Annotated in this window: 10 protein-coding genes; all 10 read left to right on the top strand. The window is 68.0% G+C overall.

The window, feature by feature from the left end; all coding sequences use genetic code 11:
• Positions 1-7: 7 nt before the first annotated feature.
• The gene (gene thrS / locus ACFY2X_RS39435; protein ID WP_389948196.1) at positions 8-1,981 is read left to right on the top strand and encodes a threonine--tRNA ligase; all 1,974 of its coding nucleotides are present in this window, start codon (positions 8-10) and stop codon (positions 1,979-1,981) included.
• Positions 1,982-2,261: 280 nt separating this feature from the next.
• Positions 2,262-3,674, top strand: a complete 1,413-nt coding sequence (locus tag ACFY2X_RS39430; RefSeq protein ID WP_389948195.1) for a sugar phosphate nucleotidyltransferase — start codon at positions 2,262-2,264, stop codon at positions 3,672-3,674.
• A gap of 34 nt (positions 3,675-3,708) precedes the next feature.
• Positions 3,709-4,194, top strand: a complete 486-nt coding sequence (locus ACFY2X_RS39425; RefSeq protein WP_389948194.1) for a nuclear transport factor 2 family protein — start codon at positions 3,709-3,711, stop codon at positions 4,192-4,194.
• A 13-nt stretch (positions 4,195-4,207) separates the two neighbouring features.
• On the top strand, positions 4,208-6,322 hold the full coding sequence (gene glgX, locus ACFY2X_RS39420; protein ID WP_389948193.1) for a glycogen debranching protein GlgX: 2,115 nt from the start codon (positions 4,208-4,210) through the stop codon (positions 6,320-6,322).
• Positions 6,319-8,445, top strand: a complete 2,127-nt coding sequence (locus tag ACFY2X_RS39415; protein WP_389948192.1) for an AGE family epimerase/isomerase — start codon at positions 6,319-6,321, stop codon at positions 8,443-8,445. The genes glgX and ACFY2X_RS39415 overlap by 4 nt, the downstream gene beginning before the upstream one ends.
• Complete coding sequence (locus ACFY2X_RS39410; protein ID WP_389948191.1) at positions 8,442-9,260, top strand: VOC family protein; 819 nt, start codon at positions 8,442-8,444, stop codon at positions 9,258-9,260. The genes ACFY2X_RS39415 and ACFY2X_RS39410 overlap by 4 nt, the downstream gene beginning before the upstream one ends.
• On the top strand, positions 9,257-10,288 hold the full coding sequence (locus ACFY2X_RS39405) for an ankyrin repeat domain-containing protein (protein WP_389948190.1): 1,032 nt from the start codon (positions 9,257-9,259) through the stop codon (positions 10,286-10,288). Before ACFY2X_RS39410 ends, ACFY2X_RS39405 begins: the two co-directional genes overlap by 4 nt.
• 12 nt (positions 10,289-10,300) lie before the next feature.
• A complete protein-coding gene (locus tag ACFY2X_RS39400; RefSeq protein WP_389948189.1) occupies positions 10,301-10,609 on the top strand; it encodes a muconolactone Delta-isomerase in 309 nt (102 codons plus the stop codon).
• Between the two features lie 9 nt (positions 10,610-10,618).
• Entirely contained in the window at positions 10,619-11,452 is an 834-nt protein-coding gene (locus tag ACFY2X_RS39395) for a type 1 glutamine amidotransferase domain-containing protein (protein ID WP_389948188.1), read from the top strand.
• 26 nt (positions 11,453-11,478) lie between these two features.
• A complete protein-coding gene (locus ACFY2X_RS39390) occupies positions 11,479-13,185 on the top strand; it encodes a thiamine pyrophosphate-binding protein (protein ID WP_389948187.1) in 1,707 nt (568 codons plus the stop codon).
• The last annotated feature ends 8 nt before the right edge of the window (positions 13,186-13,193 follow it).

Genomic DNA, 13,193 nt, shown 5'->3' with positions numbered 1-13,193 from the left:
AGCAACCGTGTCCGCCGTGCCAGAACTTCGTGTCACCCTCGCCGGAGCCGAGCGTGTGGTGGCGGAGGGCACGACGTACGGCGACGCCCTTGAGGCCGACGGCCGCTCCGTGGTCGCCGCCCGCGCCAACGGCGAGCTGAAGGACCTCGCGGCCCTCGTCGCCGAGGGCGACGTGATCGAGCCGGTCCCGGCCGGCAGCCCCGACGGCCGCGCCATCGTGCGCCACTCCACCGCGCACGTCATGGCCCAGGCCGTCCAGGAGATCTTCCCCGGGGCCAGGCTGGGCATCGGCCCGCCGGTCGAGAACGGCTTCTACTACGACTTCGACGTCAAGAGCCCGTTCACCCCCGACGATCTCAAGCGCATCGAGAAGCGCATGCGCGAGATCGTCAAGCAGGGGCAGCTCTTCTCCCGCCGGGTCGTCTCGGACGAGGAGGCGCGCGAGGAGCTGGCCGCGGAGCCGTACAAGCTGGAGCTCATCGGCCTCAAGGGCGGTGCCGGCGCGGAGGACGGGGCCGACGTCGAGGTGGGCGGCGCAGAGCTGACCATCTACGACAACCTCGATCCCAAGACCGGCGACCTGTGCTGGAAGGACCTGTGCCGCGGCCCGCACGTGCCGAGCACCCGGTCCATCCCGGCGTTCAAGCTGATGCGCTCCGGCGGCGCCTACTGGCGGGGCAGCGAGAAGAACCCGCAGCTCCAGCGGATCTACGGCACCGCCTGGGAGTCGCGGGAGAGGCAGGACGAATACCTCCACCTGCTGGAGGAGGCCGAGAAGCGCGACCACCGCAAGCTGGGCGCCGAGCTCGACCTGTTCTCCTTCCCCGACGAGCTGGGTTCGGGCCTGCCGGTCTTCCACCCCAAGGGCGGCGTGATCCGCCGCGTCATGGAGGACTACTCGCGGCGCAGGCACGAGGAGGCGGGTTACTCCTTCGTCAACACCCCGCACATCACGAAGGAGAACCTCTACAAGACCTCCGGCCACCTCGACTGGTATGCCGACGGCATGTTCCCGCCCATGGAGCTTGAGGGCGCCAACTACTACCTCAAGCCGATGAACTGCCCGATGCACAACCTGATCTTCAGGGCGCGCGGGCGGTCCTACCGCGAGCTGCCGCTGCGGCTGTTCGAGTTCGGCACCGTCTACCGCTACGAGAAGTCCGGCGTCGTCCACGGCCTGACCCGCGTCCGCGGCCTGACCCAGGACGACGCGCACATCTACTGCACCCGCGACCAGATGCGCGACGAGCTGAAGTCGCTGCTCAGGTTCGTCCTGGACCTGCTGCGCGACTACGGGCTCGACGACTTCTACCTTGAGCTGTCGACCAAGGACCCGGTCAAGTTCGTCGGCACCGACGAAGACTGGGACGAGGCCACCGAGACCCTGCGCGAGGTGGCCGAGTCGGAGAACCTGGAACTCGTCCTCGACCCGGGCGGTGCGGCGTTCTACGGGCCGAAGATCTCGGTGCAGGCTCGCGACGCCATCGGCCGGAGCTGGCAGATGTCGACCATCCAGCTCGACTTCAACCTTCCGCAGCGCTTCGAGCTGGAATACCAGTCGGCCGACGGCTCGCGCCAGCAGCCGATCATGATCCACCGTGCGCTGTTCGGCTCGATCGAGCGCTTCTTCGGCGTCCTGGTCGAGCACTACGCGGGCGCGTTCCCGCCCTGGCTCGCCCCGGTGCAGGTCGTCGGCATCCCGATCGCCGAGGCTCACGTGCCCTACCTGCAGGATGTGGCCAAGAAGGCCCGCGAGCGGGGCATCCGCATCGAGGTGGACGCCTCCGACGACCGGATGCAGAAGAAGATCCGCAACGCGCAGAAGTCCAAGGTGCCCTTCATGCTCCTCGCCGGCGACGAGGACATCGCCAACGGCGCGGTCTCCTTCCGCTTCCGCAACGGCGAGCAGAAGAACGGCATTCCGATCGAGGACGCGATCAACGAGATCGCCGACGCCGTCGAGCGCCGGATCCAGGTCTGATCTCCTGTCACAGGCGGCCCGTGTCTCCCCCGGAGGGAGGCGCGGGCCGCCTGCTTTTCTCGCAGGTTTCTTCTGGGTGGGGAGCCCTTCTGATTCCTTACTGACAGATTGACAAATCTCCATGGATTTAGTAAATGCCTCCAAAGAGACACCCTTGATCATCCCTTCGGTGTGAACGAATCTCATCTATGGTCCGTGGCATTGATCTGCCATTTCCCCGGAGATTCGATGGCTCCATAGCGAAGAACGCGTTCCCGGAACGCGTGGACTGGGGAGCCAAATGGGGAAGGGACTGTCGCTCTCCGTGGCTTTGGACGGACTGACGCAGGTTTACGGCGGTAGCTCGTCCAAAGAGATCACGGGTCTCGCCCTCGCGGGCGGCCGAGGCGAGCGTGCGCTGCCACTCACTCTGGAATCACAGGACTATCTGCGAAGCAAGGCACTGATCCCGATCGTCGGACGCCCTCTTCTGGAGTGGATCGTGGACGATCTGCGGGAGCAGGGCGTGGGACGGTTCCACGTGGTGGCCAAAGGCCGGGAGAACCACGCGCAGATCCGTCAGCTCATCGGGCACGGTGAGCGGCATGGAATAGACGTTCAGTATTCCCGCACCCGCTTCGATCACGTCAATACGGGATCGGCGGCCGCGACGCTGCACAACATCGAGTACTGCGACCTCTCAGGAACGGCGCTTGTCTTTCCTGTCGACTCCCTTTTCGACTTCGACCTGGCCGCGATGGCGGCCGCGCATCGGGAGAGCGGGGCGGTGGTCACGGTCGCCACCGTCCAGCGGCTGCCCGAGGAGATCGCCGGAAAGTACGGCGTGATGAGGGTCGACGAGCGGAGCCGGGTGACCGGGTTCATGGAGAAGCCCGATCGAGCCAGGCTGGCCCGCTGGACGCCCTCGGGAACCACGCTGCCGACCAGCGCGGGCATGTATCTGATCGACTGCGGCGCGCTGCGTCGCATCGCGCGTGATCCGCGGCTCGTCGAGGCGGCCCGGAGCCGGCTCGACTGGGGACACGACCTGCTGCCGTGGCTGGTGACGAACGGCCACCACGTCCAGTGTCACGACGTCCAGCGGATGGGCGACCTGGGCACCCCGGTCGACTACCTGGACACCATGCGAGCCGTGCTCGCGGGGGGCTACACCCGGGTCGAGAAAGGCCTGGGCGAGGTGAGCCCCTTCGGCGCCCACTGCTGGATCCACGAGAGCAGCCTGCGGGCCAGGGATCCGCTGACCGGCACCACCCTGGCAGAGAAGATCGCTACCGGTCTGGTGGTGGTCGGTCCCCGGGTGCGTATCGGCCGGCACGTGGAGATCGGGCCCGGCGTACGGCTCAGCGGTGCCGACATCGGCGACGGCGCCGACATCGGCGAGGGCGCCGTGCTGAAGAACGTGGCGTGTCACGACGGCACGACGGTCGGGCCGTACGCGCAGCTGACCGACGTCTACGTGGGCGCGATGTCGGACCTGCGCTCCACCCGGAGCCAGCCCGTCATCGCCCGCAACTTCACCGCTCTCGGGGACGAGGTACGGGTCATGCCCGGCGTCCTGCTGGACGGGGTGAAGGTCTATCCCCGGATCACCGTTCCCTCGGAGGTCCGGCTTCCCATCGGGACCGAGCTGTCCAGCGCGGAGGATGCCCTGTCCTGGATCCATCGCCGAGAGGTCCTGCAAGCGACCGGATGACAGGTCTTGCACGTGACCGAGAAGAAGGAGAGCCATGAATTTGCGATCGATTCTTCCCGCATCCCTTCTCGTTCTCGCCCTCGCCGCCGCGAGCGGGTGCGCGGGGACGGAGAAGGCTCCTGACGCGGGCGCGGCCCCGGCGGGCGGTGCCTCCTCCGCCGCTCCGGCAAACCCCCCGTCCGCCAAACAAGGAGACGCCTTGGCCACGCTGGACCCCGCAGTCAAGCAGTATGTCGACGCCGTCAACAGCAAGGACCTCGACAAGGTCGTCAGTGCCTTCCACGCGGACGGCGTCGTCTCCGACGTCGGCCGTGAGATCAAGGGCGCCGACGCCATCAGGGCCTGGGTCGACAACGAGGTGATCGGCGGCCGCCTGGACGTGCTGGAGAACACCCCGCGCGAAGGCGGAAACCGTGTGCTCGTGCAGTTCGCACCCGGCGGCAGCGGGGGCTTCCGCGCCTACTACGACTTCCAGATCCGAGACGGCCGCATAGCCAGGGCCGATCTCACCTATGCCTAGGTGGTAGGTACCAATGCGAAAAACGAAACTACGGGTGGAACCCGGGAGGTCGCAGCCGCTCGGCGCGACACCCGACCGTGACGGGGTGAACTTCTCCCTGTACTCCGAACACGCCACGAGCGTCGACCTGCTCCTCTTCGACTCCGACCGGGCGCCCACGCCGTCCCGCACCATCCCGCTGGAGCACAAGAGCTTCCACTTCTGGCACTGCTACGTCCGCGGCCTGCGGCCGGGACAGATCTACGCCTACCGGGTGGACGGCCCCGCGGACCCGGCCAGGAACGGCACCCGGTTCAACCCCTCGAAGGTGCTGATCGACCCCTACGCCCGCGGCAACGTCAACACCCTGTGGGATCGGGGCCTGGCGGTCGGCACCGAGGACAACGTCGCGACGTCCATGCGCAGCGTGGTCATCGACACCCAGCACTACGACTGGGAGGGGGACACCCCCCTCGGCGTCCCGCTCGCCGACACGATCATCTACGAGATGCACGTCCGGGGATTCACGCGGTCGGACACCTCGGGCTGTGCCTACCCCGGCACGTTCTCGGCGGTCATCGAGAAGATCCCCTACCTCAAGAGCCTGGGAATCACCGCCGTCGAGCTGCTGCCGGTCTTCGACTTCGACGAACAGGAGGTGCTCCGGTACGGGCCGGACGGCCAGCCGCTCCGCAACCACTGGGGATACGACCCCTTCGGGTTCTTCGCCCCGCACTCCGACTACTGCCAGACACCGGACGCCGGTACCCATGTCACGGAATTTCGGGACATGGTCAAGGCGCTGCACCGCGAGGGCATCGAGGTGATCCTGGACGTCGTCTTCAACCACACCACCGAGGGCGACGAACGCGGCCCCACCGTCAGCTTCCGCGGGCAGTGCAACGAGCTGTTCTACCACCTCTGGCCCGCGGACCGGTCGTACTACATGAACTACTCCGGCTGCGGAAACGCCATCAACGCCAATCACCCGATGACCGCCAAGTTCATCATCGAGTGCCTGGAGTACTGGGTCACCGAGCACCACGTCGACGGCTTCCGGTTCGACCTGGGCTCGGAACTCTCCAGGGGCATCGACGGCGCCGAGATGGAGTCGCCACCGGTCCTGTGGGGGATCGAGCTGTCCAGGGCGCTGGCCGACACGAAGATCATCGCGGAGCCGTGGGACGCGGCGGGCCTCTACCAGGTCGGCCGTTTCCCCGGAAAGCGCTGGGCGGAGTGGAACGGCCCGTTCCGTGACCATGTCCGGCGCTTCGTGCGCGGAGACGCCGGCCTGGTCGGCGAGATCGCCTCCCGGATCGGCGGCAGCGCGGACCTGTTCGGCCCGCAGGGCCTGCTGCCGACCAACAGCATCAACTTCATCACCGCGCACGACGGCTTCACCCTCAACGACCTCGTCTCCTACAACGGCAAGCACAACGAGGCCAACGGGGAGAACAACCAGGACGGCTCCGACGACAACAACAGCTGGAACTGCGGTGTCGAAGGGCCGACGGACGACGAGGCCATCGAGGCGCTGCGCCGCCAGCAGATCAAGAACCTCTTCGCCATCCTGATGCTCAGCAGGGGTGTGCCGATGATCCTGAGCGGCGATGAGGTCCGCCGCACACAGGGAGGCAACAACAACACCTACTGCCAGGACAACGAGACCACCTGGTTCGACTGGGCCCTCGTCGACAAGAACACGGAGATCCTCTCCTTCTTCCGCCGGATGGTCGAGTTCCGCAGGCGGATGTCGGTCCTGAGGTCTCCGGAATTCCTCTCCGACGCCCCGAACGAGCGGGGCCTACCGGGTGTGACCTGGCACGGGACACGGCTCAACAGCCCCGGCTGGGGCGACCCCGGAGCCCACGCGCTGGCCTACACGATGGCCGGCATGGGGGACGAGCCAGATCTGCACGTGATCCTCAACATGTTCCACCTGGAGCTGGACTTCGAGATCCCCACCCTCCCCGGAAGGAGGTGGCGCCGAGCCGTCGACACCTCGTTGCCCGGCCCCGACGACATCACAGCGCCCGGCGAAGGAATCACGATGGACGCCGATGTCTACCGTGCCGCCGGGCGAAGCGTGGTCGTCCTGCTGTCAGAACCGACACAAGGAACAGAAACGACGCGAAGCGAGGAATCATGAGTTATTCCTTCTCCGACACCGTCGCCGGTTATGTGGAGGCCGTTGATCCGGCCAACGACCGGGTCACGCTGAGAACCAGCGGCGGCGATCCAGTCGAGGTCTACCTGGCCGACAACCTCTCCTCCAGCATCGTCCGCAACCTGGGTGAGCCGTACCGGGACACCACAGGGGAAACCCGGTCGATGCTCGTCCCCGGCCGCTTCCTGTACGCCTACGGGATCAACTACCCGCAGAACGGCGGGTTCCGCTTCGAGGCCAAGCAGCTGACCTTCCCCGAGACCTACCGGGGCGAGTTCGTCTTCGAGGACCCCTGCTGGTGGATCGACCAGGCGCGGGCGATCGGCGACTTCTACCTGCGCGGTCAGTTCCCCGACGGGAACTACGACTGGCGCAACTACCGCACCAAGCTCACCCTGGCCGGAACCCACACGCCCGACTACATATCCCCCGAGCACCGCCAGGAGACCGACACGATCTCCCGGCTGGTGTACGGCCTGGCCACCGCCTACCTCCTCACCGGTGAGGACCGCTTCCTGGAGGCGGCCGAGAGCGGCACCGAGTACCTGCGCGAGCACATGCGGGTCAAGGACACCCGCGAGGGCACCGCGTACTGGTACCACGGGGTCGACATCTCGGCCGACGGCCAGCGGAAGATCTACGCCTCGGAGTTCGGCGACGACTACGACGCCATCCCCATGTACGAGCAGATCTACGCGCTCGCCGGCCCCACGCAGACCTTCCGGGCCACCGGAGACCCGCGCATCCTCGAGGACGTCGACAAGACGATCACGCTGTTCCAGCGGTACTTCCACGACGACGAGAACGGCGGCTACTTCTCCCACCTGGACCCGGTGAGCTTCGACCCCCGCTCTGACCGGCTGGGCGGCAACCGGGCGCGCAAGAACTGGAACTCCGTGGGCGACCACGCCCCCGCCTACCTGATCAACGCGGTGATCGCCACCGGGCGGCAGGACCTGGCCGACTTCCTGGTCCGGACCGCGGACACGATCCTGGAGCGGTTCCCCGACGCCACCTCGCCCTTCGTCCAGGAACGGTTCCACGAAGACTGGAGCCCCGACCGCACCTGGGGCTGGCAGCAGGACCGCGCCGTGGTGGGGCACAACCTCAAGATCGCGTGGAACCTGATGCGGGTCCACCACAACTCCCCGAACGAGAAGTACGTCGAGCTGGCCCGGCGCCTGGCCGACTCGATGCCCGGCGTGGGCAGCGACCAGCGCAGAGGCGGCTGGTACGACGTGGTCGAGCGCACGCTGCGCGGCTCGGAGACCCAGCACAGGTTCGTCTGGCACGACCGCAAGGCCTGGTGGCAGCAGGAGCAGGCCATCCTGGCCTACCTGATCCTCGCCGGCTCGCTGGACGACAAGGAATACCTCCGCCTGGCGCGGGAGGCCCAGTCCTTCTACAACGCCCACTTCCTGGACCACGACGACGGCGGCGTCTACTTCAACGTGCTGGCGAACGGCCTGCCGTACCTCGTCGGCACCGAGCGGCTCAAGGGCAGCCACTCCATGTCCGGATACCACTCCATGGAGCTGTGCTACCTGTCGGCGGTCTACATCGGGCTGCTCGTCGCGCAGTCGCCGCTCGAACTGCACTTCAAGCCGAGGCCCGACTCCGACCGGACCCTGCGGGTGGCGCCCGACCTGCTGCCCAAGGGCAAGGTCCGCATCACGCACGTCTGGATCGAGGGGGCGCCGCACGCCGACTTCGACCCGGAGGCGCTGGAGGTGCGGCTTCCCGAGTCCCTGACCGACCTGCGGGTGCGGGTCCGGATCGCTCCGGTGGAGATGACCGCCGACGCCCAGTACTCGCTGGACAACGGCACCGCCAGGATCACCTGCAGCGGTGACCTCACCGGCGACCAGCTCGTCAAGCTCCGGCACGCGCTCAACCACGCGCTCCACGACGAGGTGACGCAGACCGAGCTGGACCTGCGCGGCGTGACCTCCCTCTCCCGCGCGGCCCTGAACGAGATCCTCGTCGCGCAGGCGCACATGTCGATGGACGAGCAGATCACCGTCCTGTGCTCCGACCCCGACATCGCCGACATGGTTCGCAGCACGGACGCCTTCCAGGTGATCGATCTGGGAGCGCGTCAGTGACCAGGCTCTCGGCCTGCCTGGCCGTACGGGATCTCGACCGGTGCGCCGCGTGGTACGCCGACACGCTGGGATTCACGGTGGCCAGGCGACACGAGTTCCCCGAGCTGGGGGCGAGCGTGGCCTACCTGGCGCTGGGGGAGCAGAGGCTGGAACTGCTCCAGCCCGCGGGCGGCGTCGGCCTGACGCTGCCCGCGCCCCCCGGCCACGCGCTCGTGTACGGAGTCACGCAGCTGGCCTGCTACGTCGACGACATCGAGGCGGCCCGCGACCGGGTCCTGGCGGCGGGCATCCCGCTGGCCATGGACCCGGTCACGGTCCCCGAACTGGGGGTCTCGGCGTTCTTCATCCGGGACCCCGAAGGCAACCTCATCGAGTTCATCCAGGAAGGAGTGACGGGCATGGCGACCACGAGAGAAGTGGCGGAGCGCTGGTTCACGGCCCTGACCTCGAGCGACATCGACACGGCGCTGAGCTGCCTGGCCGAGGACGTGGAGTGGATCAACTACACGCCGGTGCCCGGCTTCAACGACGACATGCCGTGGATCGGCACTTACCGGGGGCCGCAGGCGGTCCTCGAGTCCTTCAAGGTCTTCACCGGCCTGGTCGACGTCAAGTCCGAAGAACTCACCCGGCTCCTCGTCGACGGCGACGAGGCCACGGGGATCATCCGCGAGCGGTCCGTGGTGCGCCCGACCGGCATGGAGTTCGACATCGAGTTCGTCCAGCGGCTGTGGATCTCCGACGGGAAGATCGTCCGCTGGAAGTCCTACACCGACCCGTCGCAGATCATCAGGGCGCTGAGGGGCACGGCATGAGTGCCGAGGCGCTGGCGGCCGTTCACGCGGGTCGGGCCGACGAACTGGGCCGCCTGCTGAAGGACGGCGCCGACCCCGACACCCGGGACCCCGGTAACGGCCTCACCCTGCTCATGATCGCCGCCGGCCGGGGAGACCTGGCCTCGGTGACGACCCTGCTCGACGCCGGAGCGGACGTCCTGACCGCCGAGCCGGGAGCCGGGGCCAGCACCCTGCACAAGGCGATTCAGGGCGGCAGTCTCGACGTCGTCCGGGCGCTGGTCGAGGCCGGCGCGTTCGTGGACGCCGTCGCGCCGACCACAGGGCACACGCCGCTGATGGACGCGCTCTGGTTCAAATGGCCGGACATCGCGGGGTATCTGCTGGACCAGGGCGCCGGCCTGAACCTCTCCACGCACTACGGCTTCACGCTCAAGGAGCACTTCGCCTACGAGCTGAACGTCAACACGCACGGCAAGGACCGGCTGATCGAGGCCGACCGGCTGCTCAAGGCGAGGAGCGCGTCCGACGAGGCGCAGGCGGCCGAGCAGCTTCTCATGGCGGCGGTCGTCGCCGGTGACCTGCCCGAGGTCAAGGCGCTGCTGAGCCGGGGCGTCGAGGTCGACGCCCGCTACCCCCGGGTCAACGGCTTCAACGACGGGCACACCCCGTTGCTGGTCGCGGCCAGGGACGGGCACCGGGAGATCGTCCGGGAACTGCTCGCCGCGGGCGCCGACGTCAACGCCGTGGAGCCGGTGTTCGGCGCCGTGCCGCTGCACAAGGCGGTCTACAACGGCCACGCCGACATCACCCGGCTGCTGATCGAGCACGGCGGCTGCGACCTGAACTTCCAGGGAGCGACCAACGGCTACAGCCCGCTGCACGACTCCCTGTGGCACGGCTACGCGGAGTGCGCGCAGGTCCTTCTGGACGCCGGCGCCCGCACCGACCTCGTCGGCCACGACGGCAAGACGCCGCGGGACATCGCGGTGGAGACCTTCGGCGCGGACCACCCCCTGGTTCAGCAGACCACGCCGATCGTGAACTGAAAGGACACGGAAATGCTCTTCTACGTGCAGATGCGATGGAACCACGAAGGCCGCATCAGCCTTGAGGAACTCTGGGACGTCGAGGCCCTGGAGACCGAGCACGCCAAGGAGACCATCGAGTCCGGAATGTGCGTCGGGATCTGGAAGGTCGCCGCGCAGAAGCGAGTGATCGCCATCATCGACGCCGAGTCGACCGAGGAACTGGACCGCACCGCGCTCGGACGGCTGCCCATGCGCGAGTACCTGGAGTTCGAGGTGGTCTGGCCGCTCCGCGACTACCTGGGCTTCGCCGAAGACGTCAACAAGCGTTACAAGGTTTAGGAGCAGCAGATGCCACGGCGCATTCTCATCGTCCTCTCGGAGTGGGGCTACTGGGGCGAGGAACTCCTGGGGCCGCTGGAGACCTTCGACCAGGCCGGTTACACCGTCGACTTCGTCACCCCCACAGGCAAGCGGCCCGTCGCCATCACGGTCAGCATGGACCCCGACTTCATCGACCCGCCGCTCGGCCGCTCGGTCACCAGCGCCGAGACCGCGCGCAAGGTCAGGGAGCTGGAGGCCTCCGACCGCCTGGACAACCCGATCGACCTGTCGAGCTGGGTGCCCGAGCGGCCCTACCGCAGCGAGGATGACTTCCTGCGCAAGCTGGAGGCCTACAACCGCGACCTGGCGGCGCTGCAGCGCGAGCTCGACGAGCGGTACGACGCCCTGCTCATCGTGGGCGGCAGCGGCCCGATCGTGGACCTCGCCAACAACGGCCGGGTGCACGCGCTCATCCTGGCCTTCCGCCGCCTCGACAAGCCCATCGCCGCCGAATGCTACGGCGTCGCCTGCCTGGCCTTCGCCCGCGAGCAGGAGGACCGGCACAGCATCATCCAGGGCAAGCACGTCACCGGGCACTGCATCGAATACGACTACAAGGACGGCACCGGCTTCATGGGCACCGACTTCGTGATGGGGCCCCCGCCGTACCCGCTGGAGTACATCCTGCGTGACGCGACCGCCCCGGGTGGCGCGTACATCGGGAACTTCGGCAAGGAGACGTCGGTCATCGTCGACTACCCGTTCATCACCGGCCGGTCGACGCCCGATTCCTACCTCACCGGCCAGAAGGTGGTCGAGGTGCTGGATCACGGCCTGCGCCGCTGGGGCTTCACGGCCTAGCCGGCGGACACGACGAAGGAGACAGCATGGCGAGATCAGGCCGACACGCCGTCGCCGAACAGCTGGCGATGGACGGAGTCCGTCATGTGTTCGGCAATCCCGGCACGGTTGAGCAGGGGCTGCTGGACGCGCTGGAGGAGCACCCCGAGATCCAGTACATCTGCACCCTGCAGGAGTCCATCGCGGTCGCGATGGCCGACGGATACGCGCGCGGTGCCCGGCGGCCCACTGTGGTCCAGCTGCACAGCGGTGTGGGACTGGGCAACGGCATCGGCATGATGTACCAGGCGATGCGCGGGCACAGCCCGCTGGTGGTCCTGGCCGGTGACGCGGGCGTGCGCTACGACGCGATGGACGCGCAGATGGCGGCCGATCTGGTCGGCATGGCGCGTCCCGTCACCAAGTGGGCCACCCGCGTGACCCACCCGAGCTCGGTGCTGCGCGTACTACGCCGGGCTTTCAAGATCGCCATGACCGCACCCGCGGGCCCTGTCTTCGTCGCGCTTCCCGCCGACGTGCTCGACGCGGCGAACAACGAACCGGTGGTGCCGACCTCGTTCCCGGTGACGCGGTCGGCACCGCCGAAGGAGGAGATCGACCGGGCCGCCGCGCTGCTCGCCGGGGCGGACCGGCCGCTGATCATCGCCGGGGACGGCGTGGCGTTCTCCTCCGCCCAGGCCGAGCTCGCCTCGGTCGCCGAGATCCTCGGCGCCCCGGTATGGGGCGCCGACTGGGCGGAAGTGAACCTCGACCAGAACCACCCGCAGTTCCGGGGCATGCTCGGGCACATGTTCGGCGAGCACAGCAAGGAGATCACCACGCAGGCGGACGCGGTGCTCATCTGCGGCACCTACGTCTTCCCCGAGGTGTTCCCCTCACTGGACGGCGTCTTCGCCAGCGGTGCCCCGGTGGTGCACATCGACCTCGACCCCTACCAGATCGCCAAGAGCTTCCCGGTGGACGTGGGCCTGGTCGCCGACCCGGCCGTCACCCTCGCCATGCTGGCCGACGCGCTCACCGCCGTGACCACCCCCGAAGGGCGCGCCCGCGCCGCGGAGCGGGTCCGTGTCATGGCGGAGGAGGACGCCGAGAAGCGCGGCTCCGAACTGGCCAGGGACGAGTCCCTGCGCGAGGCGTACCCGATACACGCCGCACGGTTCGCCGACGAGCTGGCACGGCAGCTGCCCGCCGACGCGGTCATCTTCGACGAGGCGCTGACGACGTCGCCGGATCTCATGCGTTACCTGCCGGCCTCCCGGCCGGGAGGCTACTTCCAGACCCGCGGCGGTTCCCTCGGCGTCGGCATCCCCGGCGCGATCGGCCTCAAGCTTGCCGATCCGTCCGCCACGGTGGTGGGCTTCACCGGCGACGGCGGGGCCATGTACACCATCCAGGCGCTGTGGACGGCCGCCAGGTACGACGTGGACGTCACGTTCGTCGTCTGCAACAACAGCTCCTACGAGCTCCTCAAGATCAATATTGAGGAGTACTGGCGCGAGCAGGGGATCCCCGCGCACGGGTTCCCCACCTCCTTCGACCTGTCGCACCCGCAGCTCCGGTTCGACGGGCTGGCGGAGGCGCAGACCGTACCGGCCGCTCGCGTCGAGCGCCCCGAGGAGATCGCCCCCACCATCCGCAAGGCGCTCTCCCACCCCGGGCCCTTCCTGATCGACCTCGTCATCGCGAGCCGGGTGCCGGACCTGCGGTCGGTGGCGGGTGCGGCGAAGGCGTAGCCCTGGGA

Origin of the sequence: Streptosporangium sp. NPDC000396 (assembly GCF_042898655.1) — a bacterium.
GTDB lineage: Bacteria > Actinomycetota > Actinomycetes > Streptosporangiales > Streptosporangiaceae > Streptosporangium.
The sequence above is the reverse complement of the archived record's forward strand: the minus strand, read 5'-3'. Positions and strand labels throughout refer to the sequence as shown.